We start from the raw sequence: 23367 nt of genomic DNA on the forward strand, positions 1-23367 counted from the left end.
CCCTAGGTAACAAAATAAACCCTACACAATGAAGCCCTTTCTGGAAATGCTCCTGGGAGCGGACAGCAATTGGTGATATCAGCTCGGAGTTTGGAAGAGCATTAAACAGACGATTGCCGAATAGCTATACCGAGTGGCCCGATCCCGAAGCAAAATTGTCTCGGCGAGCGTAACTGGCCCCAGCTGGACTGCCGCACGGTTGTTGGCAGTGTCTCAAGCCGCGGTGAAAGCTGGTAGTTTGAGACCCACGATCGTTCGCCAGGATTGCAAAGGGAATCTAAAAAGTGAAGCACGAGCTACCCGCACCGCCTATTCTGGACGGCAAGAGCACTGCGAGTTGGGACCCCACTGATGGATAAGGCAGCACTGTGGCAACGCTATCAAGACTGGCTGTGGTACGACGCTGGGCTGGGCATCGCCCTTGACATCAGCCGGATGCGCTTCGATCGCAGCTTTGTTACCTCGATGCAGCCCAAGTTCGAACGTGCCTTTGCCGACATGCAAGCCCTCGAAGGCGGCGCGATCGCCAACCCAGATGAGGGCCGCATGGTCGGTCACTATTGGCTGCGCGCGCCCGAGCTCGCTCCTTCAGATAACTTAAAACAGGCGATCGTCTCCCGCATCGAGAAAGTCAAAGCCTTTGCCCTACAAATCCACGGCGGCGAACTGTGTCCGCCCGAAGCCGAAAGTTTCTCGGACTTGATTTCCATCGGTATTGGCGGGTCGGCACTCGGCCCGGAATTTGTCGAGCAAGCTCTCGCTGCAGTCAATCCGCCGCTTCACACTCACTTTATCGACAACACCGATCCTGCCGGCATCGACAAAGTCATCGCTAGTGTGGGCGATCGCCTCAAAAGCACGCTCGTGCTGGTGACCTCTAAATCCGGCGGGACGCCCGAAACCTACAACGGCATGATGGAAGTGCAGCTAGCTTTTGCCGCGCGCGGTTTGAGTTTTGCACCGCATGCCGTCGCCATCACCGGGGAAGGATCAAAGCTCCATCGCAAGGCAACATCCGAAGGCTGGCTCGCAACCTTCCCGATGTACGACTGGATCGGCGGTCGCACTTCAGAACTGTCGGTGGTCGGACTATTGCCTGCTGCCTTGCAGGGGATCGACATTCAAGGGATGCTCGATGGCGCGCGGGCAATGGACGTGCTGACGCGGGTCCCCCTCATCAATCGCAACCCGGCAGCGCTATTGAGCATGAGTTGGTACTATGCCTGCAATGGCAAGGGCGAAAAGGATATGGTGGTGCTGCCTTACAAAGACAGCCTCAGCCTGCTGTCGCGCTACCTGCAGCAGTTGGTGATGGAGTCACTCGGTAAAGAGAGCGACCTCGACGGCAACATCGTCCACCAAGGCATCGCCGTTTACGGCAACAAAGGGTCCACCGACCAGCATGCCTACGTTCAGCAACTACGCGAGGGCGTCCCCAACTTCTTTGCAACGTTTATCGAAGTACTGGTAGATCGCGTTGGGGATTCGCCGGAGATCGAGCCGGGCGCGACTGCCGGCGATTACCTATCGGGATTTTTACAGGGTACCCGCAGCGCACTTTACGAAAACGGGCGCGACTCCATCACAATCACGCTACCGGATGTAAACCCGCAGGTAGTGGGCGCCATCCTCGCTCTCTACGAACGGGCGGTGAGCTTCTATGCGTCGCTTACGAACATCAACGCTTACCATCAACCGGGTGTCGAGGCAGGCAAAAAGGCGGCTGCATCGATCTTGACGCTGCAGAAGCAGCTCGTAGAGGCGCTTAAGTCGGCTAGCGGGCCGCTGTCGCTCGCGAAGGTGGCGGCGGCTGCCGGAGCTCCCGACGACGTAGAGGCAGCCTACATCATCTTGCGCCATCTGAGTGCTAACGAACGCGGCGTCGTTCTCGAGGGCGATCTCGGCAAGCCCAGCACCCTGCGCGCTTCCTGGCAAAACGAGGGGTAGTAATTTGTGCGCTCCGGTTCGAGACGGTTGCCCGAAGAGACCGGACCGCCCAGCTGGAGCCTCTGTTAGATTGGGCTACACCATTGCACCGTAGGATACACCAACCATCCAGGTCATGTGAAATAATCAGCTCACTGTACCCGCGTCTCCCATGCCGCTGACCGTTTTGGTTGCCGACGACGATCCGGGGATCCGCTTGGCTGTAAGGGACTACCTGGAGCTGCAAGGCTACGCGGTTGTGGCCGTCCCTGATGGGCAAGCCGCTCTTGACGCGATCGCATCGCATCACCCGCAATTACTCGTCACCGATATTGCAATGCCCCGCCTCGATGGCTATCGACTGGTGCGGCAATTGCGCTTGCGTCCCGAGCTGCGCTTGCTCCCCGTCATCTTGCTCACCCAACGCGACAGCACTCAAGATCGAATCCGCGGCTACCAAGTAGGTTGCGACGTTTACTTGCCCAAACCATTCGAACTCGACGAACTCGGCGCGATCGTGCGCAATCTGCTAGAGCGATCGCAAATTGTCGAGTCGGAAGTACGGTTCAGCAGCTCGCGATCGGCATCGGAGATAGGTCGGTCCAACACAGATAACTTCGACTTTACAGCGCGGGAAGGGCAGGTGCTGGCATTGATTGCGGACGGCTTGTCCAATGCAGACATCGGCCAGCATCTGCATCTCAGTCCGCGGACGATTGAAAAGCACGTCAGCAGACTCCTGCGGAAAACCGACACGACCAACCGCTCCGAGCTGTTGCGCTTCGCACTCAAACACGGATTGGCCGATTAAACCGGGAAGGTCGATCGCACAATCGACCTTCCGGCTGGGGTGTTGTTAGGCTCGCGAGTCCGGCATTGACCGTCGCCAAACCAGGCATCGCGTTCCTAGTGAAGCCGGCAGTGCGATCCAAATTAAGCCCCGTCGCAAGCGCCAGACCCCACATTTCCAGCAATGAAGACCAAATCGACTGCTATGAGAGTCACGGCACCAGTCGGCAAGGAGATGCCGGTGAGGGTTGTTGTCAGGAAAACGGTCAGAAAACGAATCGCGATACTACTATTACGAGCGTTGACGCGTACTCTACACGGACAGTTTGTTAACGCGATACAAGTGCAATATTGTGAGGTTGCAGTCTATTCGATGCCGATATACTGCCGAAAATAGCCCTCAAGCTCGGCCGCGATCGAATATGGTGACAGATGCAAGTTCAAGAACCCTTGGTATGGCAAACGAAGGGAGCGTCTGTAGATTATTTACAATGAACGTCTCGACGCATAGTCGTTTCAGGCTTGAAGTGTTGGAACCAGCTCTACAACTGCTTTATCTACTAGCCACTTTATCTGCTAGCCAAAGGTAAAGATTAAGGAACGCGATCCCCGCTGCCAACAAGCAGTTTGTTAGACTCGCAATACCCACAAGATTGCCATCTCAAGCGATCTGGTCGCGCTCTTGGAAACCGAGAGACTGAGTTACCGCACAACTTGCGACAGCGATTGTTAAAATTGTTGATATTTGCAGTCGCGATCGCTCTAGTTTTTCTAAATAGATTCTCAGGCGTCCGTTGCCCTCCAATACAAATTATTCAGTTATTCGCATCATGACCGCTTCTTCCATTGCTAACCGCTCGCTAAGCGACCTTGCCCGCCAGACTCGTGCCGCCGCTCGCAACCTCGCCGCACTCTCTGGAGCCGACCGCAATTTTGCCGTGAGCGCGATCGCTACCGCCCTTGCCGAGAATGCCGAGGCGATCGCCGCTGCTAACGCTGAAGATCTGGTTGCCGCAGCAGCCGAGGGAATTCCACAACCGCTTCAGGCGCGGCTCAAGCTAGACGCCTCCAAACTGCAGGGCGCGATCGCGGGGGTGCGCGGCGTGGAAGGGTTGCCTGACCCTGTTGGTTTGGTTCAAATTCGCCGCGAACTGGATGCAGGTTTGATCTTGGAACGCGTTACCTGCCCGCTAGGCGTCATCGGCGTTATTTTTGAGTCGCGGCCGGACGCACTGATCCAAATCGCCTGCCTAGCGCTCAAGTCCGGTAATGGCGTCATCCTCAAGGGCGGGCGCGAAGCCCTGCACTCTTGCAGGATCTTGGTCGACGTTATCCACCGCGCCCTTGCCTCGACAGCGGTCGACCCAGCGGCAGTTCAGTTGCTGACCACGCGGGAGGAGATCCGAGCGTTGCTTTCTCTCGACAGCGAGGTGGATTTGATCGTGCCGCGCGGCTCTAATGCATTCGTGCGCTATATCCAAGACAACACTCGCATTCCCGTACTCGGTCACGCTGACGGCATCTGTCACCTTTACATCGACGCCACCGCCAATCGGGAGCAGGCAATCGCCATTGCCGTCGATTCTAAAACCCAGTATCCCGCAGCTTGCAACGCGATCGAGACGTTGCTCGTTCATGCAGATGCAGCTCCCACGTTGCTCCCCGCGATCGCCTCGTCGCTCCGGGAACGCGGCGTCACCCTGCGCGGCTGCGAGCGATCTCGCAAGATCGTGCCAATGGCAGCTGCCACTGATGAAGATTGGGCGACGGAGTACTGCGACTTGTTACTGTCCGTACGTGTGGTGGACTCGGCGGCCGACGCGATCGCTCACATCAACACCTACGGCTCCCGCCACACGGATGCGATCGTCACGGACGATGCCGCCGTTGCCGAAACCTTCTTGTCGCAGGTGGACACTGCCGGCGCGTTCCACAACTGCTCTACGCGCTTTTCTGACGGCTTCCGCTATGGCTTCGGGGCCGAAGTGGGCATCAGCACTCAGACGTTGCCCCCGCGCGGTCCGGTCGGACTTGAAGGACTCGTGACCTACAAATATCGCGTCGTGGGCGACGGACATGTTGCCGATACCTACTCGGGTGAGGATGCTAAGCCCTTCACGCACCGAGATTTTTAACGATCTTTAGCAGCAAAACCTAGCATCGATCGCAATTCATGCGCGCACAACCAGAACAAGGCTCGCGACCGAAGCGAACACAGTTGGAATGGATGTTCGCCTAAGGGGACTGCCTTTTGCAAACCGAGGTTGACATGACCGCGCAACTTCAACACTGAAACTCGACTCCTTTGGCATGTCCCGAGGTGTCATTTACACTCGCGGCACCAATTCCAGAGCGGCCTCCACGACATCGACCCCGGCTTTCGGCTGGCGCCCGCGCTCGGTGAGATAACGCCGCCACGCCCGCGCGCCGGGCTGACCGTTGAAAACCTGCAGCATATGCCGCGCGATCGCGTGCAATTTCCCGCCGTTTGCCACCCAAGCATCGATGTAGGGCAACATCGCGGTAACTGCCCCGTGACGATCGACGGCTGGCAAATCCTCGCCATACACCTCGCGATCGACCGCCGCCAACCAAAACGGATTGTCGTAGGCAGCACGCCCGATCATCACCGCATCCACGTGTTCCCAATGCGATCGGGCCTGTTCTAGGGTTTTAATCCCGCCGTTGATTTCCACGAACAACTGTGGAAACTCCTGTTTGAGGCGGTACACGTCCTCATAGCGCAGCGGCGGCACTGTCCGATTCTCTTTCGGGCTGAGACCCTGCAGCCAAGCTTTGCGCGCGTGGACCGTGAAGCGCTGGCAACCGGCTGACGACACCACGCGAACGAAGTGTGCGAGATCCTCATAGCGATCGCGATCGTCGATGCCGATGCGGTGCTTAACCGTCACCGGAATCGCCACCGCCTGTTGCATGGCAGCCACAACGCGCGCCACTCGCTCCGGCTGCGCCATCAAACACGCTCCGAAGTTGCCCTCCCGGACGCGATCGCTCGGGCAGCCCACGTTGAGGTCGATCTCGTCGTAACCCCAATCGACGGCAATGCGCGCGCACTCCGCCGCTGCCACCGGATCGTCGCCACCGATCTGCAGTGCCAGCGGATGTTCTAAGGGCGAAAACCCCAACAACTTGTAGCGATCGCCGTGCAAGATCGCGGTAGTCGTTACCATCTCCGTGTAAAGCAACGTTCGGCGCGTAAGCTGGCGCAAGAAATAGCGGAAGTGACGGTCCGTGCGATCCATCATCGGCGCGATGCTGAGAGGATTGCCGGCGCGAGCGCGCGCCCCGATCGGTGCGGAACTCGGCACGGATACAGACTGCGTTCTTTTCAAACCCACTTCAAATCAAATGCACTTACATCAACCGGTTGCTAAACTGGGCAGCCGGTGCCTGTGGCGATCGCCAACGGCTCGATCCTAGCCAATTGATCGCGCATTATGACTTTATGGCCTTATGCTCTCAAGGGTGCAGCCATATCCAGGGTTCCAACTGTTCAAAATGGACTGGAATCGTCAAGGGGAGACTAAAACGGCTGTTGGTTTTACGGATACATCAAGTCCCAATAAGCACCAGCAGCCATAATCAGCTTCAAATGCGAAAACGCTCCTGAATCCCTATCCTGAAGTGGTTTCTGGCGTTTTCTTGGAAGTGACAGGAGACAGGTTTTAGCTACTTTGAACTGCCGACACGAAGATTCTCAGCTCATGTTTTTTGATAAACTTCAAGCCTTATAAGGCTTTCATGGATTGCAATTTAGGACTGCATTAATTATTCAAAGTTGGACGAGTAGGGGACTCGCTCTAAATATTGCTGAATTTTTCTGTTGTAGTTCTTTCCTCAATCGTAATTCAGGGAGCTCATTGGAATCTGCGGTCACTCACGGTCAATACGTCGATAAACTGAAGGCAGAGTGCGAGGCAAACTTGATGCCGCAAATATCCATCCGCCTTCCCGCAATGCCATTGACGGTCACGCCAGAACAATTCGCGGCAGTCGCTGCTGAGAACCAAGACCTGCGCCTGGAACGAAAGGCGACTGGAGAGTTAGTTGTGAGTCCACCAACAGGCTGGGAATCCAGCGCTCGCAACACTCAGATTACCCGGTACTTGGCAAACTGGGCAGATGGTTTTGGTGGCTTGACGTTGGAGAGTTCGGGAGGATGTCGGCTTCCGAATGGGTCTCTATACGCACCCGATGCTGCCTGGGTCAGTGAGGCAACATTAGCCAGAGCACGACAAATGCTACCGGTGCCTGGAGAGTATTTCCCTCTATGCCCTGACTTTGTCGTTGAACTGCGCTCCAAGAGCGATCGCCTGCTTCCCTTGCAGAACAAGATGCAGGAATACATGGAAAATGGCGCACTCTTGGGCTGGCTGATCGATCCTCAGACCGGGCGAGTGGACGTGTATCGCTTAGACCATGAAGTTGAGGTGTTGGGAGAGCCCGAGGAGCTATCCGGAGAAGATGTGTTGCCAGGATTCGTATTGCAACGCAGACGCATCTGGTGATAGTCATCTCTTCCATGGGAATCAAACATGTCAGGAGCCTGTTATCTACCAATCTACAGGGCTAAATCCGAATGATGCAGCCATAGAGTGCGAGGTAGGTATGCAATCGAAGCTTATCCTGTAAAAGCAAGGGAATCATGGCTAAGGTATGTGTCATTTGGCTTGCTCCACTCAATGCGCTCGACAAATCTATTCCATTCATTGTTCGAAAACGATAGATCGTAAAGCTGCGCTCCAAGTTCTTCGAAATTTGGTTTTCCGGTATAGTGAGGGTGGCGCACAGGTGCTGATGAACCCTTACTTCGACACGCTCCAAACACAGCACGAGCATCACAATTAAGGACTACATTTCCGCTGTTTCAGAGCGCTGGCGATTGCAATATTAACCGCCAATATCTTTAGGGGTAGATGCTGCCCGGCCGTCCTTTGTCGAAAATTTGGAATGAATTTCCTCCCCCTTACAACTCCAATCGGCACGTTCAACTGCCAGAAGCCCCAAATTGAAAAACGCCGGAATCCCTAGTCTGAAGGGTTTTCCAGCGTTTTCTTGGAGTGCCAGGAGGCAGATTTGAACTGCCGACACGAGGATTTTCAGTCCTCTGCTCTACCAACTGAGCTATCCCGGCTAGCCATCAACACTTTTACTAGGTTAGCAGACCGATACAAGCTCTTGCAAGGACTTTCTCCAATTCCAGATCGACGGCAACTAGATTTGCGCGCGGCGAGCGAGCCGGGAGTCTTTGCTCTGGGCAAAGACGAGGACAACACGGACTTTCACCAAGAACTATTGATGCAAAATCCGGGTCTCACACACTAGGCCTAAGCACCTCTAAGCAAAAAAACCTGCTACTTTCAGCCTTTTGATAATAGAATACGCTCCCAGACTTGAAACAAGTTCCCTTCGATCGAGCTCGTTGGGGCTGGATAAGCAGTGCATTCTTCTCCAAGACATCAGCTCGGCAACGCAAACGTTCGCAAAACAGAAGCAGATATTTGACTGGCGGCCTTTCTACTCCAGAAACAAGCCGATCCCGTTGTGAACCCGAGCAGCCGTAGCGGGCGGGCGGTTAATGAGCTGACCGCCGAGGTACAAGGATGCCGAACTGCCCCCGTCGAGATTTAGGGCATCCACCGCTCCCAGCAGCTGCATCACCTGAGCTGTTTCTGTCAATGTCGGACCCCTGCCACCTACGCGATCGCCCACCGTTGCCACAATCAACGTGCCGCCTTCTCGCGTGCCGATCGCGCTGCGCGGCGCGCGCTGCTGTTGAAACGCCGAGCTGAACTGCTCCACGCCGGCATCCAACACCACACGGCTGTCCTGCACCAATAGCGGACCCGCACCGACAATTTGCGGAAACGCAGCGAATTCTGGCGGATAGCTAACAGCATCTAACCTCACTGCTGCCCCCTTACCGAGAACGGCTACTAAGTCCGAGCGATCGCCTCGCGCCGCCAACAAATAGCCGTCCGGAGGAATCGGAATGGCGGACTGCCCTGCCGGACCGCCTGCCACCTGCCGCACCACGCGATCGCCTTGCACCAGCGCGATTGTTTCGTTATCTGTCAGTGGCGTGTAGGTCGCGCCCCACTCAGGCGTGTAGCGCCCGATGCCGGCCTGTACGTAGCCGCTGTTGAGAAACGGCAGCGGCCAGCGCCGACCGCGTCCGTCTGTCAGCGTCTCGACGTAGCGCAACCGCCCCATCTCCACTTTGCCCGCATCATTCCACGCGATCGCCCCGCGATTGAGAATTGGACCCGAATGCCAGCGCCCGTCTCGACGCACGGCACCTAACGGTAGCTTCGTGTTGCGGTTGAAAAAGCCCGCATTGATCGCCGCGGCGACTTGGAGTCGCTGTGCCATCGACTGCAGCGGAAAGATCCCGGTCATCTGCCGCTCGTCACCCCAAAACGGGCGCGGTGCGATGCCCGGCGCAAATTGATCCACTTCCAACCAAGTCACTGGAAAGCGCGACGCTCCCAATGTCACGTACTGCTGCCGCCACCAAATTTGTGGCATCCACCGAATCTCGCGGGCGGGCAAATACTCCGGACTTACATCGATCGCCAACCGCGGCGGGTTCGCCAAAGTCGTCAGGTGCACCCCGGCGTGCTCCGGCAGCGCGATCTGCAACTCCGTCCGTGCTGGCGCGATCGCCACGCCCAATAGCGGGGGATTGAAATCCTCCATTTCCTCATTTTCGGTTGCCACCGGAAAACGCGCCGCCAGGGCTGAGGATGCAACGGCCTGGAGCGCGACTGTTGCCGTATCGCGTCCCTGCTTCAGCGTCCAGAAGGTCGGGTTTTCTAGCTCGACAATAATTTGCTTGCCGCGGGAGCGCGCGGTCGCTCCATCTGCAACGCGTATGTCTGCAATGCGCGGCGGTGTGAAGTTCACCTCCAACACGCCCGCCGACACCTGCAATCGACCGCCGACGCGCTCCACCAACTGCTCGATCGCCACATACCGGCGGGCATCCACAAGCATGGCGTTCGCTACTTCCGGTTGCTTCCTTTCGGTCGGGAACCAGAACAACGGCTGCTGCAGCGGATCGTCCGTGTTCGCCAACTCGATGCCCAGGCGTTGCAGCAATGCCGTGTCGCCGATCCCGAAATGCGTTCCGCAGCAGTCCTGCCACTCGCGCCAGGACAGCGGCAGCTTCTCGCCATTCAACGCGATCGCCTCGCCCCGCTGCAGCACTTGTATTGGTATGTCCTCTGGCACCTGCTGCGCGCGGGCTACCGTCACGGTCAGCACGGCCGCGATCGCCGCCGCCATCAGCCATCGCCCGCGCTGCCACCAGCGCGCAACGAGTGCGGACCAGCCGCCCCAACTGCCACGATCGTTCCAACCCTTTCCCGAACTATCCACTACGCCTCCTTGCCATTCCATTGCATTAATACACTGCGTGCAGCACAGTTTTTTTGGAAAAACTGCATCATTAATTCCTGACTTCTGCAACGATCGGATTGCGTAGTTCCGCAACTAATTCATAATGAGAGTAATAAGGTTGCGGAACATAAAGCCCGCTACGACAATCGAGCGATCGCTGCCGCACCCGCAGATGCAAATGCGCGAATGCGAGTTCCCGCCCGGCCTCGATTGCCTGCGCGAGTCAGTATTTGTTTCGGGTGGGAAATCCGGATAAGATGTCTAACCAGTCAGAACGTTGCCGCGATCGAAACGCCGTTCTAAGCGAATGCTCCCGTGCCAGTTGAGAATGATTTCCCGGTCAAGACTGGGAGATTAACTGCTGCGTTGTCGGCGATCGCGCGCGTTCGAACCGGCTAAGCTTGCGAGGGTTTGCCCCCGCTTCTGCCTCGGGATTGCCATCGCCATTCCATTCATCCAAACATCGGCTTTCAACCGTTGCGCAACTGAAGGTTTGCCCGCTCGACTACACTCGATTTACACCATCACTTGAAGGAAACGCACCCAACGGGCTCGCTTTGGTTGCAGCTCGTTCGTCGCCAATTCTCCTTTTCACGAAACCGCTTTCACGAAACGCTCGCATGGAACGTCTAGCCATGGATCAAGCTACCCATCAAACGAAGCAAACGCCTTTTCAAGGTCAGCGTTGGCTGGTCGAAGAACGCGATGCCTGCGGTGTCGGCGTCATTGCCACCCAATCGGCACGAGCCAGCCACCGCTTGATCGAGCAAGCACTCATCGCGCTGGGGTGCCTGGAGCACCGGGGCGGGTGCAGTGCCGATCGCGACTCGGGCGACGGGGCGGGTTTGATGAGCGCAGTTCCATGGGCGGTGCTTGATAAATGGCTGCAGGCAAACGGCAGCGAGTGCCCCGCGCCCGAGCGCAGTGCCGTCGCGATGGCGTTCTTGCCCGTCGATACCGACCGAGCGGCTGCCGCCCGACAGTGCGTGGAGCAAGTGCTTCAGCAGCACAATTTGCAACTGCTGGGTTGGCGCGAAGTACCCGTTCGTCCCGAAGTCCTCGGACCGCAGGCACGCGAAAACGCTCCGCGCATCGAGCAGGCGATCGTGACGTCGGTTGGATTGGTCGGCGATGCTCTGGAAAAAGCGCTATACCTGGCGCGGGCAGAAATCAATAAAGCCATCGCTGCTTGCGCAGCGATCGCCGATCCGGACGAGTTTTACATATGCTCGTTCTCATCGCGAACCATTGTCTACAAAGGCATGGTGCGATCGGCCGTGCTCGGCGAGTTTTATCTCGACCTACAAAATCCCGACTTTGTCAGTCCGTTCGCAGTTTATCACCGCCGCTTTAGCACCAATACCATGCCCAAGTGGCCGCTCGCGCAGCCCATGCGCCTGCTCGGTCACAACGGCGAAATCAATACATTATTGGGCAACATCAACTGGATGGTAGCCCGGGAAGCCGACTTAGCTAACTCGCATGCTTGGTCCGCTGGCGAGCTAGATGCCCTCAAGCCGCTAGTAGACCAGCACAAGAGCGACTCTGCCAACCTTGACAGCGTCATGGAGTTGCTCGTACGCTCCGGTCGCAGCCCGCTCGAGGCGATCGCCGTGATGGTGCCGGAAGCCTACGACAACCAGCCCGACCTCGACGACTATCCCGAAATCGTCGATTACTACGAATACTACAGCGGTATCCAGGAACCCTGGGATGGCCCGGCGTTGTTGGCATTCGGCGACGGTAAAATTGTCGGCGCGGCCCTGGATCGCAACGGCTTGCGTCCCGCTCGCTACAGCATCACCAAAGACGGCTACGTAGTCATCGGCTCGGAAGCTGGCATCGTCGACCTACCCGAAGCCGACATCGTTGAGAAAGGTCGCCTCGGTCCCGGTCAGGTCATTGCGGTCGATCTCGAACGCCACGAAATCCTCAAGAACTGGGATATCAAACAGCGCATTGCCCAAGCCCATCCCTACGGGGAGTGGGTGCGCGCCGCGCGCCAGGTTGTAGAGCCCAGCAAATTCGCCACCGAGTGCATCCTGGATCCAATCGATGCCCTGCGCGCCCAAACTGCCTTCGGCTACAACGCCGAGGACGTAGCAATGGTCGTGGTCCCAATGGCTACCCAAGCCAAAGAGCCGACCTTCTGCATGGGGGACGACACGCCGCTGGCGGTGCTGTCGGCGAAGCCGCGCCTGCTATACGACTACTTCAAGCAGCGGTTCGCACAGGTCACCAATCCGCCGATCGACCCGCTGCGCGAGAGCTTGGTCATGTCCTTGGGTATGCTGCTCGGCGATCGCGGCAACATTCTCGAAATCGTTCCTGCAAACGCGCGGCAGCTCAAAATCGAGTCGCCCGTCCTCAATGAAGCCGAGCTATCGCAGGTTAAGGTATCGGGCTTTGAGGTCGCCGAGCTCTCCACGCTGTTCGCCGTTGCTGACGGACCCGATGGCTTAGCAGCAGCCGTGCAACGTCTGCAGTCTGCAGCCGAAGCTGCCGTCCGCGCGGGCAAGCAGATTTTGATCTTGAGCGATCGCGCCGGCACCGGTATCAGCGAAGAATACAGCTACATTCCGCCATTGCTGGCCGTGGGTTCGGTACACCACCACTTGATCCGCACCGGCTTGCGCTGTCGCGCGTCGCTGGTTGTCGATACCGCCCAGTGCTGGAGCACCCACCACTTTGCCTGCGCGATCGGTTACGGGGCATCGGCAATCTGTCCGTATCTGGCACTAGAGACCCTACGCCAGTGGTGGCACGACCCCAAAACCCAAAAAATGATGGACAACGGGCGCATCGATCGCCTCAGCTGCCAGGATGCCCTCAAGCAGTATCGCAAAGCCGTGGAGATGGGCTTGCTAAAAATTCTCTCCAAGATGGGCATTTCGCTGCTGTCGTCTTACCACGGGGCGCAAATCTTCGAGGCCATCGGGCTCGGTCCCGAACTCGTGGACTTAGCCTTTGCCGGCACCACTTCGCGCCTGGGCGGAATGACTCCGGCAGAACTGGCGCAAGAGACTGTTGTCTTCCACCGCCGCGCTTTCCCCAGCCTCAAGGGTAAGAAGTTGGAAAACTTCGGCTTTTACAACTACCGTCCCGGCGGCGAGTACCACATGGGCAGCCCCGAGATGTCAAAGGCGTTGCATAAAGCCGTCCGCGGTGAAGGTTACGACCATTACGAGGTCTACAAACGCTATCTAACCGAGCGTCCGGTGACGGCCTTGCGCGACCTACTCGATTTCGACAGCGATCGCGCGGCGATCGCGATCGATGGAGTCGAGTCGGTGGAAAGCATCGTCAAGCGATTCTGTACCGGTGCGATGTCGCTGGGATCGCTCTCGCGCGAAGCTCACGAAACCCTCGCGATCGCCATGAATCGCATTGGCGGCAAGTCTAATTCCGGGGAAGGTGGCGAAGACCCGATGCGCTATCTCGTCGTGCAGGATGCGGATGCAGACGGGAATTCACCGACGTTTTCGCATCTGAAGGGATTGCTCGATGGCGACACGGCGAACTCTGCGACCAAGCAAGTTGCCTCCGGACGGTTCGGCGTGACGCCGGAGTACCTCATGAGCGGTCGCCAAATCGAGATCAAGATGGCTCAGGGCGCCAAGCCGGGCGAAGGCGGTCAGTTGCCCGGCAAGAAGGTCAGCCCCTACATCGCCATGCTGCGGCGCTCTAAGCCAGGCGTACCGCTGATTTCGCCGCCGCCCCACCACGACATTTACTCAATTGAGGACCTGGCGCAGCTCATCTTCGACCTGCATCAAATCAACCCCGATGCAGGTGTTTCGGTGAAGCTCGTCGCGGAAATCGGTATCGGTACGGTCGCGGCCGGCGTCGCCAAAGCAAATGCCGATGTCATCCAAATCTCCGGACACGACGGCGGCACGGGTGCATCGCCCCTCAGCTCGATCAAGCATGCGGGCGGTCCCTGGGAGCTGGGCGTCACTGAAGTGCATCGTACGCTGTTGCAAAACGACCTGCGCGATCGGGTTTTACTCCGAGCCGACGGCGGCATCAAAACCGGTTGGGACGTCCTGATAGCAGCGTTGATGGGTGCCGAAGAATACGGTTTCGGCTCCGTGTCGATGATTGCTGAGGGATGCATTATGGCGCGCGTCTGCCACACCAACAACTGCCCGGTGGGCGTTGCAACCCAGCAAGAGCACCTGCGCAAGCGCTTCCCGGGCACGCCGGAGCATGTGGTCAACTTCTTCTATTTCGTTGCCGAAGAAGTCCGAATGCTGCTGGCACGGTTGGGCTATCGCAGCCTCAAGGACATTATCGGGCGGGGCGATTTACTGAAGGTGCGCGCCGATGCAGTTGTAACCAAAACCCAGCATTTGCTGGAGGGCTTGAGCTGTCTGACAGACTTACCCGACGTACGGGACGATCGCGCGTGGTTGGAGCACGAATCAGTCCACAGCAACGGTCCGGTGCTCGACGATAAGATCCTGGCCGACCCTGAGATTGCAGCCGCGATTTGCAACCAAGGCAGCATCGTCAAACACTTGAAAACAGTCAATACGGACCGTTCTGTGGGCGCGCGGGTTGCGGGTCGCATTGCCAAACAGTACGGCGACGCGGGCTTTGAAGGCGAAATCCGTCTCAACTTCACGGGGGCTGCCGGCCAGAGTTTCGGCGCGTTCAACCTAACGGGTATGACACTGCACCTGACGGGTGTTGCCAATGACTACGTTGGCAAGGGCATGAACGGCGGCGAGATCGTCGTGGTGCCGCCAGCAGATGCGGGTTACGACCCAGCCGAGAACGCGGCGATCGGTAACACCTGTCTCTATGGCGCGACGGGGGGCGTGCTCTACGCCGACGGGCGGGCGGGCGAACGTTTCGCCGTGCGCAACTCAGTGGGCAAGGCCGTTATCCTGGGCGCGGGCGACCACTGCTGCGAGTACATGACCGGTGGCGTGGTGGTCGTGCTGGGGACGGTCGGTCGCAACGTCGGCGCCGGCATGACCGGCGGCATCGGTTACTTCCTCGATGAAGAGGACAAGTTCCCTGCGCGCGTCAATCCCGAAATTGTCAGCATCCAGCGCGTTTGCACCGCTGCCGGCGAGCAGCAGCTCAAGGAACTCGTCATCGCACACGCTAAGCGAACTGGCAGTTGCAAGTCTCAACAGATCCTGGCTGCTTGGGACGAGTACCTACCGCAGTTCTGGCAGGTGGTACCGCCGTCGGAAGCCGATTCGGCGATCGCCAACCCGGATGCTGCCGCTGCTGAAAAAGAGCTGACTTCGGTGTAATCGACCGAGCCCGATGCGATTGCCCAGCAAGTTGTGCGTTCGAATGCAGCCTCACTCAAAAAACTCCCCCGGTATTGGGTTGAGTTGAGAATTGAGGTTGAAATCTGAGGGGGTGACACAGAGCTCAAAAGCCAGCTAATCGAGGCTATTGGGCTCATCGCCATAGTTCGTTAAGCAACCGTTTCAGGGGCTATGTCTCGATGACCTCTCGACGAGGCATTGCCCAATGGAGGGGTGAAGCGCTCGAAACACCCATCCGAACCCATATGCGCTCAAATGGTTTCGGGCTAGTGAGTTCGGGTAGTTCTTACCCAAAGCGATAGCCGAAACCGCGCACCGTAACGATGTATTCCGGCTGGCTGGGATCGGGTTCGAGCTTCTCGCGCAGCCAGCGGATGTGGACGTCGACAGTTTTGGTGTCGCCGAGGAAGTCCGGTCCCCAAATTTGTTCGATCAACTGTTCGCGTGACCAAACGCGTCGGGGCGAACTGATAAACAGCTCTAGCAAGCGGAATTCTTTCGGGGAGAGACTGGTTTCCTCCCCGCGCACGGTTACCCGGCACTCTTGGGGATAGAGCGTGACATCGCGATACTGCAGCACTGGGGTTTGTGGCAAGCTGCTGAAGCGTTGTCGGCGCAGCAACGCTCGGCAGCGCGCAACCAACTCGGGCATGCTAAATGGCTTGGTGAGATAGTCGTCAGCGCCAACTTCTAACCCGAGAACGCGATCGGTTTCGCTGGCGCGGGCGCTGAGGATGAGAATCGGGACGATGTTGCCCTGGAAACGCAACCAACGGCAAATATCGAGACCGTTGGCTTGTGGCAACATCAAATCCAAAATAACTAGATCGAAAGGAAACTCGGAACCGACTTGCTCGGCAGCTTGCAAGAGGCTCGAAGCGGTGCGTCCTTCACTCGCTGTCGTCACCTCGTATCCTTCCTCTCGCAGGGCAAGGGAGACCATCTCGCGAATGAGGTCTTCGTCCTCGACGATGAGAATCCGGGCAGCCCGCGCCAATTCCGGCGATGTCAGACCCTTTGGTACGTCTAGCGACAGCATGGATTAAAAGCGATTGTCCATCTCTGAGCCTCATTTACACTACACCAAAATGACTCTCTGCAAACTCTGTGACAGGATCCGCTCACAAATCCTTACGCGATCGCCTGCAAAATCGTTACGGATTTTTGAACTTCGATGGTTCGCTCCGAGTCGGGACTGCACGGATTGCATAAACTGGTTGTGAATTGCCAGCTGGGTCGAGCAGTCATCAACGGCAGTTGATTGGTTGGGCGGGAGCGCAGATAAGCGTCCGAGATCTTGACAGGATGGTGGTTCCTGTCCAATATCGATCCGCAACGGCAACCGAGTGGTTTGCCAGCAGTCCGTTTACCCGATCGCAGATTATTCTGGCGGCGCGGCGCGTGCCAAGACAACGGGGTTGAGGGGCGACCAACGCGTCAGCTTGCCCGTCGGCACCGATCGCGCCACTTGCACCTGCAGCAACCGCACCTGCCAGTTGTGCTCGCGCAGCCAATTTAAAGCGGCAAGTTGACGCTCTAGGGTTGCGAAGGCCAGGACAACTAGACCGCTGGGCAACAGGCGATCGCCGCACGTTGAAAGAATATCCCCTAGTTTGCCGCTGCTGCCGCCCACAAACACGCGATCGGGGGCGGGTAGTTTTGTAAGTGCTTCTGGAGCCGTGCCGCTGACAACCGTCACGTTTCCAACTTGTAACCGCCGGCAGTTCTCGGCAATCAGCCCGCGACCGGCAGCCGTCTGCTCGATTGCAAAGACGCGCCCGCGAGCACAGAGGCGGGCAACCTCAATTGCGACCGATCCGGTTCCCGCTCCCACATCCCAAACCGTGTGGTCCTCTCGCAGCGCCAGTTCTCCCAGGGCTGCGATGCGGACTTCGCGTTTGGTCATCAATCCGGGACGATCGCGGAAGCTGGCGAATGCAACGTCCGGCAATCCAAAGAGCGGCAACTCCGACGGATCTGGCACAGCGATCGCGTCATCTCGCCTCAGCAACACGACCACATTCAGCGCTGCAAACTCGCGTTGTATTGTTGCTGGAGTCAACCGTTCGATGCGCTCCCACGAACCGCCGAGGTTCTCGCATACCCAAAGCTCGTAACACTCGCTCAGATCCAAAGCCGATAGAACCCGCGCGATCGTGCGGGGAGTATTATCGGTATCAGTCAACACGGCGATTTTATCTGCGCGGCTTAGCAACACCCGGGTCAGTTCCTCCGTGTTGCGTCCGTGGACGCTGATGCAACAAGCATCGTGCCAAGGCACGCGCAGGCGACTGAATGCCAACTGCACCGCCGACACGTGTGGGTGGAAACGGAGGGCATCGGCCGGCAGTTCTGCAAGCAGCAGCCGGCCGATGCCGAAAAACAGCGGGTCGCCCGATGCCAGCACCACGACTGACTCTCCGGCTGCGCGCGCAGCTCGCACCTCTGCCAACCCCTCTGCGAAATTGCCGAACGCGATGCGCCGCGCTGAATGCGACCAAAAGTAACCGAGTAGGCGATCGCTGCCTACCAACACGGTTGCCGCGGCAATTAGGTCGCGTGCGCGCTCGCTCAAGCCCGCCGGACCGTCGAGATCGACACCAATCACCTGAATCGGTGGCAGGACCGGCGACGACTCGACCGGCCGCCCCTCGCTTGTTTGTTGCTCTGGCTGCTCGGTCATGTCCGGTTGGTAAGCTCTTCGTCCCCAGGTATACCGTGAAGGTTTGCGATCGGTACGGTTGCCAGACGCCCCTCAAGCGACGGTACGTCAACCATTATTCCGGACCCGGTGAAGTTAAGAACAACAGATAGCATGTACGTCTTGTTTATCGGCGATTCCTTCGTCAACGGTACCGGCGATCCGGATTATCTCGGTTGGACGGGGCGCCTGTGCCAGCGCGCGCGCCACCGAGGGGAAGCGCTGACGGCTTACAACCTGGGGGTCCGCGGCGATACTAGCACCGACATTCGCACGCGTTGGGAGCAGGAAGTCAACGCCCGCGTCCGCACCGATCTCGAGATCCGGTTGGTATTTTCGTTCGGAACCAATGACACCATGGTTCAAAGCGATCGCCCGCGCGTCCCGCCCGGTGCATCCGTCGAGAACGCCCGCGCCATTCTGACTGCCGCTCGCGCTCGCTTTCCCGTCCTGATGGTGGGGCCGCCCGCGATCGTCGATCGCGGGCAAAATCGTCGCACTGCAGCACTTTCGTCTGAGTTCGCTGCTCTGTGTGCTGAACTCGACATCCCTTACTTGGATGCCCTGACCCCGACCTCGCGTTCCCCAATTTGGATGGGTGAAGTAGCCGCCGGCGATGGCGCGCATCCACACGCTGCTGGATACGAGGAACTGGCTGCAGTGGTAGCCCGCTGGCCGGAATGGCAGCTGCACACAAGCAGCTAGCGATCGCGGTATCGCTCTTATTCCAGCGGGCGAAGGGTTTTGCCGATCCACGTTAAGTACGGCGGCAGTCCGGCCGCGATCGGCAGCGCGAGGATCTCAGGCAACTCGTAGGAATGCAGCTCGCAAACGCGGCTCGCGATCGCATCAAACCGGGCCAAATCGGTTTTAACAAGCAATTGCCATTCTGGCTCCGAGCAAATTTCGCCCTTCCAGGCATACACCGACTGCACTGGAAATAGCGTTGCACAAGCTGCCAACTGCTCTTGAACTAAGGTTGAGGCGATTTCACGAGCTTCTGCCTCAGAGGCAGCAGTTATCAACACGACACCATAGTCTGCCGCACCGGGTTGCATCAAACCCTGCATTAAGCCAACCCCAGATTCGGCTGTAGTAGGAACTGCGCGCGCTGCGCATCCCGTTGCGGCAACCGCACGTTGTGCAGTACGGCACCTTCGAGATCGACGCCATCCAAATTGGCGCCGTGCAGGTGTGCGGCGCTGAGGTTGGCGCGTGCCAGCACGGCGGCCGACAAATTTGCCCCCTCTAGCACGGCTGCGGTCAGATTGGCACGCGTCAGATTAGCAGCACCGAGATCCGCCCAACGCAGGCGCGCGCCCTGCAGATTGGCAGCACTTAGATTCGCAGCTGCTAAGTTTGCCCCGCTCAACCGCGCTTCAGATAAGTTGATATGCGCTAGGTTGGCACGGCGCAAATCGACGCCCTTCAGAAAAGTTCGGCTGAGATTGGCTCCGGTCAGAGATAAGCCTTGGGTCCACGCTCGCGATAGACGTGCTTCGCGCAGATTCGCCCAATCCAGGACAACATATCGCAAGTCGGACTCGCGCAGATTGGCGCGCGGCAAATTCGCACCGCAGAGGTTAGCAGCAAACAAGTTGGCTCCGCGCAAGTTGGCAAACGCCAAATCCGCTCCGCTTAGACGCACATTTGGTAGCGATGCTTTGACCAAGAACGCCCCTTCCAAACTGGCTTTCGTGAGGTCGGCCTTGGCAAAGATGGCATCGCTAAGCTTCGTAAAGCTAAAGTTTGCCCAATTCAGCGCTGCACCGCTAAAGTTCGAGTTTGTCAGGAACGCCCGCCCGAAATTTGCGCCCATCAAGTTGGACCCCGCGAAGTTGGCGGCAATCAGCGTAACCCCGCGGAGATCGATGCCGCGCAAGTCGAGCCCGCTAAAGTCGCGGTTTCCCTGCTCGTACTGCAACAGCAACTGACTGCGATCCGGGCTGCCATCCATGTGCTCTCCTTGAGAACTCCGGGCGTGCGGTGCACCCGTTGGTGGCTTTTATTCTAGGGTGAGGGGTTGCTCAGTTCCGTTCGCATACAACCAAAGTCAAAAGAATTTGCAAAACTTAAGGTTGTTTTTATGTTCTCAATATCCACAGACGTCCGGTGGCGAACTCGTGATGGTGGCTGGCACTCGGAAACTAGAATGCATGCTGGCGGCAGGAAGCGATCGCCGGCACTTTGTTAGCGCTCGAGACTGCTTGTTGTTCGTTTTGGATTCGAGCGAGTTAATCGGGTGCTGACAGCGAGTATACGCGGCCGTCGAGTAGCAAACGCGTAATACCTTTAGCTTCCAGATGCGATCGCGTCTTCCGCAGCATCTGACCGTCGGGAACTTTAATGACCCGTTGGAAGCGGTTGGTCGCGAAGCGACGTGCCACGCGATGATTGTCGAATACGGGCAGGGTCTTTTGCTGCTCTTCGAGATCGGGAATCGTCCCAAGATCGCTGAAATCCTTGAGGGGGGGTGAGATTAAGTCGCCAGTCTTGTCGACGACAAGGTAGCAGGTCCGCGGAAACTCGGCAGCCGCAAATGGCAACACGCGGACGGACTCGGATGTGGCGCGCGCATGCAGGCCCTCGCTCTCGCCGTCAAGCAAGCTGTCGTCATCGTCGTCGAGGTCATCTTCATCGACATCGTGATCGTCTGCATCGTCGAAGTCGATGTCCGACCCATACATCTCCCGCAGCGTAGAAAAATCCTCACCGTCCGCGCTGTCCGTGGCATCGGCTGCTGCCAAGCGATCGCGTTTCAGAATGGGTCGTGCTGGGAAGGTGGGCTCTTCCTCCTGCACGTCTGGCTCGGCTTTGGGTACGAGCAGCAGTTCTGTCTGAGTAGACCGCTCGTCGCTGGCAGAGGAAAGGCTGGAGCGCCGCCGCCGCCGGACGGACGGCTGTCCTTCAGTGGTTGCTGCATCTGCTGGAGGCTTCGATGCAATGACAGTCATGGGGGGGGTAACTTCCGCATCCACCGCCTCGGACACGCTGTTGTCGGCATCGATAGAGCGATGGGCATTGCGCCCGTGGCGCTGCTTTTGCCGGACGAGCTGACCGTATTCGTCTTCGGCAATAAAGCGTTTGAGAATGCGACTGACAGTGGAGTTGCCGACTTGAAAGCGCTTGGCTAGGGTGGAGGTTGTTTCGTCGGTTTTGCGGTAGAGCCGAACGACTTCTTGCTGGTCGGTATCGGATAGCTTCTTCGGACTCATCGGGGGCACTCCAGCCGGAACGGCAACGGGGGCAGCCCAGGCGAAGGGCGCGCTCCACAGGCAACAATGTTATCGCATCGTATGAAGCACCCGCTGATTTGCATTACTCCTTACTGCTTACACGAGTCTCGACGTTCCCCCGGCACTTTTCCTCAGCGCAGTAGCTCTCGGAGTTCTTTTAAAATTCGCCACTCGGGGTGTTGTGAGGGACGCGGTTGCGTGAAGAGACCGTGGCGCGGGCTGAAGCAAAATGCCACGATAAAAAAAACCGTTGCTACAAGGACGATCGCCGGGCCCGAGGGCAGATTGTAGTAGTAACTCAGATACATGCCGCTGATGCTGGAGACTACCCCAAATCCTGCTCCTAGAAACATTACTTCGTGCAGTCGCTTGACAATCAAGTAGGCGGTGGCTCCCGGCGTAATCAGCAGCGATAGCACCAGCGCGAGACCGACTGTTTTGAGACTGGCGACGATCGTCAGCGCCATTAAGATCGTCAAGCCAAAGTTCAACAAGTTGACGGGCAGGCCGGCTGCTTCGGCGCCTTCCGGGTCGAATGTATAAAACAACAGCTCTTTATAAAACACTCCGATCGCAACCGTAACTAACACCGCCACGATTGCCGTGTCGCGGACGTCGGCTCCCGAAACGCCCAAGATGTTGCCGAACAAAAAGTGCAGCAAGTCGATTTTGTTGCTTTTTTGCAGCACGGTAATCATGGCAATCCCGAGTGCAAAGAACGACGAGAGGACGATGCTCATAGCGGCATCCTCCTTGATGCGCGATCGCGTCTGAATCCAAGCGATCGCCATGGTGCTGACAATGCCGGAAGCAAAGGCACCGATATAAATATTGCCGCCGAGCATAAACGCGATCGCCAGCCCCGGCAGCACGGCATGGCTGACCGCATCCCCAAGCATGGCCAGGCGCCGCACCATCAGGTAGCTACCGACGAGCGCGCAGATAATGCCGACGATAATGGCAATGACGAGCGATCGCTGCATGAATCCATACTGCAGCGGCTCGACGAGGGTACTGACACCGATCGCGAGGCTCAAGCAGCGTCCTCCGCGAAGAACGTTACCTTCGCCCCGTAGGCACGCTCGAGGTTTTTCTCGGTTAGCACGCAGCGGCGTTCGCCAACAGCAATCAACTCGCGATCGAGCAAGATCAGATCGTCGAAATGGGCGATTGTTTCGCCGAGGTCGTGATTGACAACTGTCACGATATTGCCAGCATCGGCCAGCTCGCGGAAGATCGAGAAGAGGACGGTTTCGGTCACGCGATCGACGCCAACAAAGGGTTCGTCGAAGAAGAATGCATCGGCCTGTTGAGCGAGCGCGCGTGCCAAGAAAACGCGCTGCTGCTGTCCGCCCGACAGCGCGCCGATCGCGCGATCTCGATAGGACTCCATCCCGACGCGTTCGAGCGCGTCACGGGCAATGTGTCGGGAAGCTGTCGAGAACCGCCGCAACCAACCTGTCGGCTGAACCCGACCCATCATCACCACATCCCACACCGTTGCCGGGTACTGCCAGTCGATTTGCGATCGCTGCGGCACGTAGGCAACCCGCTCCCGCTGGAGGCTGAGGGCGTGCCCCCCGAGAGTGGCGGATCCGGAGATCGGCCGCACCAGGCCGAGCATGGCTTTCATTAACGTGCTTTTGCCCGCACCGTTGGGACCGATGATGCCCGTCAACCGCCCGGCCCGCACCCGACAAGTTACATCCCGCAGTGCCTCAACATCGCGATAGCGCACGCTCAAGCGCTCGGTGCAAATACTGTTATCAGACGCCGGCGTTTGGACCCGCGCCTCGCAACGATTGCGGGCAATGCGCTCTGTGAAGTTGGCAGCGGTCATGAGGTAGGGCTCCAGATCGGCGGCTCGAAAAAATGAATGAATTGTGAGAATCCTTGCTTGTAGTCTATGATACCTGCTGTCCGCTCGAAAAGTGAATGAATTGTGAGAATCTGCCACTCGATCGCAACTGCCACCGACTCAAAGCAAAGGTTTCCGATCGCG

The 23367-nt window shown here is 58.0% G+C and carries 16 protein-coding genes and 1 tRNA gene; 7 read left to right on the forward strand and 10 right to left on the reverse strand.

Features of this window, described 5'->3' with window-relative positions:
- Positions 1–351 precede the first annotated feature (351 nt).
- The 3 genes from KR51_RS16220 (at position 352) to KR51_RS16230 (ending at position 4850) form a co-directional block, all read left to right on the forward strand.
- Positions 352–1947, forward strand: a complete 1596-nt coding sequence (locus KR51_RS16220; protein WP_022609225.1) for a glucose-6-phosphate isomerase — start codon at positions 352–354, stop codon at positions 1945–1947.
- Positions 1948–2098: 151 nt separating this feature from the next.
- Positions 2099–2737, forward strand: a complete 639-nt coding sequence (locus KR51_RS16225; protein ID WP_022609227.1) for a response regulator transcription factor — start codon at positions 2099–2101, stop codon at positions 2735–2737.
- An 808-nt stretch (positions 2738–3545) separates the two neighbouring features.
- Positions 3546–4850, forward strand: a complete 1305-nt coding sequence (locus KR51_RS16230) for a glutamate-5-semialdehyde dehydrogenase (RefSeq protein ID WP_022609228.1) — start codon at positions 3546–3548, stop codon at positions 4848–4850.
- A 192-nt stretch (positions 4851–5042) separates the two neighbouring features.
- Here KR51_RS16230 and dusA read toward each other — a convergent pair whose 3' ends face one another.
- Positions 5043–6044, reverse strand: coding sequence for a tRNA dihydrouridine(20/20a) synthase DusA (gene dusA / locus KR51_RS16235; protein WP_022609232.1), 1002 nt, complete (start codon positions 6042–6044; stop codon positions 5043–5045).
- A 618-nt stretch (positions 6045–6662) separates the two neighbouring features.
- Here dusA and KR51_RS16240 point away from each other — a divergent pair.
- The gene (locus tag KR51_RS16240; protein ID WP_022609234.1) at positions 6663–7244 is read left to right on the forward strand and encodes a Uma2 family endonuclease; all 582 of its coding nucleotides are present in this window, start codon (positions 6663–6665) and stop codon (positions 7242–7244) included.
- Positions 7245–7797: 553 nt separating this feature from the next.
- Here KR51_RS16240 and KR51_RS16250 read toward each other — a convergent pair.
- Positions 7798–7870 (reverse strand) — tRNA-Phe (locus KR51_RS16250).
- 383 nt (positions 7871–8253) lie between these two features.
- Positions 8254–10137 carry a phosphodiester glycosidase family protein gene (locus KR51_RS16255; RefSeq protein WP_051358262.1) on the reverse strand — a complete coding sequence of 628 codons (1884 nt, stop codon included), beginning with the start codon at positions 10135–10137 and terminating at the stop codon, positions 8254–8256.
- A 103-nt stretch (positions 10138–10240) separates the two neighbouring features.
- On the opposite strand from KR51_RS16255, the gene KR51_RS19970 reads away from it, so the two are divergent.
- Positions 10241–10393, forward strand: a complete 153-nt coding sequence (locus KR51_RS19970) for a hypothetical protein (protein WP_156915163.1) — start codon at positions 10241–10243, stop codon at positions 10391–10393.
- A 364-nt stretch (positions 10394–10757) separates the two neighbouring features.
- Positions 10758–15407: a glutamate synthase large subunit gene (gene gltB / locus KR51_RS16260; RefSeq protein ID WP_040656585.1), complete on the forward strand. Its 4650-nt coding sequence runs from the start codon at positions 10758–10760 to the stop codon at positions 15405–15407.
- A gap of 307 nt (positions 15408–15714) precedes the next feature.
- Here the strand turns inward: gltB and KR51_RS16265 are convergent, their stop codons facing one another.
- Together KR51_RS16265 and KR51_RS16275 are read right to left on the reverse strand one after the other, a co-directional pair.
- Positions 15715–16467 carry a response regulator transcription factor gene (locus KR51_RS16265; RefSeq protein ID WP_022609240.1) on the reverse strand — a complete coding sequence of 251 codons (753 nt, stop codon included), beginning with the start codon at positions 16465–16467 and terminating at the stop codon, positions 15715–15717.
- A gap of 342 nt (positions 16468–16809) precedes the next feature.
- Positions 16810–18111 carry a bifunctional cobalt-precorrin-7 (C(5))-methyltransferase/cobalt-precorrin-6B (C(15))-methyltransferase gene (locus KR51_RS16275; RefSeq protein ID WP_022609241.1) on the reverse strand — a complete coding sequence of 434 codons (1302 nt, stop codon included), beginning with the start codon at positions 18109–18111 and terminating at the stop codon, positions 16810–16812.
- A gap of 132 nt (positions 18112–18243) precedes the next feature.
- Between KR51_RS16275 and KR51_RS16280 the strand changes: the two genes are divergently transcribed.
- Positions 18244–18834, forward strand: coding sequence for a GDSL-type esterase/lipase family protein (locus KR51_RS16280; RefSeq protein ID WP_022609242.1), 591 nt, complete (start codon positions 18244–18246; stop codon positions 18832–18834).
- Between the two features lie 17 nt (positions 18835–18851).
- On the opposite strand, the gene cutA is transcribed toward KR51_RS16280, so the two are convergent.
- The 5 genes from cutA to KR51_RS16305 form a co-directional block, all read right to left on the reverse strand.
- Complete coding sequence (cutA, locus tag KR51_RS16285; protein WP_022609243.1) at positions 18852–19199, reverse strand: divalent-cation tolerance protein CutA; 348 nt, start codon at positions 19197–19199, stop codon at positions 18852–18854.
- Positions 19199–20086, reverse strand: coding sequence for a pentapeptide repeat-containing protein (locus KR51_RS16290; RefSeq protein WP_022609244.1), 888 nt, complete (start codon positions 20084–20086; stop codon positions 19199–19201). The genes cutA and KR51_RS16290 overlap by 1 nt, the downstream gene beginning before the upstream one ends.
- 277 nt (positions 20087–20363) lie before the next feature.
- Entirely contained in the window at positions 20364–21344 is a 981-nt protein-coding gene (locus KR51_RS16295; protein WP_022609245.1) for a helix-turn-helix domain-containing protein, read from the reverse strand.
- Between the two features lie 152 nt (positions 21345–21496).
- Positions 21497–22348 (reverse strand): metal ABC transporter permease, encoded by an 852-nt coding sequence (locus KR51_RS16300; protein ID WP_051358264.1) that lies wholly within the window; start codon positions 22346–22348, stop codon positions 21497–21499.
- 50 nt (positions 22349–22398) lie between these two features.
- Positions 22399–23205, reverse strand: a complete 807-nt coding sequence (locus KR51_RS16305; RefSeq protein ID WP_022609248.1) for a metal ABC transporter ATP-binding protein — start codon at positions 23203–23205, stop codon at positions 22399–22401.
- Positions 23206–23367: the final 162 nt, after the last annotated feature.

Source organism: Rubidibacter lacunae KORDI 51-2, from assembly GCF_000473895.1.
Classification (GTDB): domain Bacteria; phylum Cyanobacteriota; class Cyanobacteriia; order Cyanobacteriales; family Rubidibacteraceae; genus Rubidibacter; species Rubidibacter lacunae.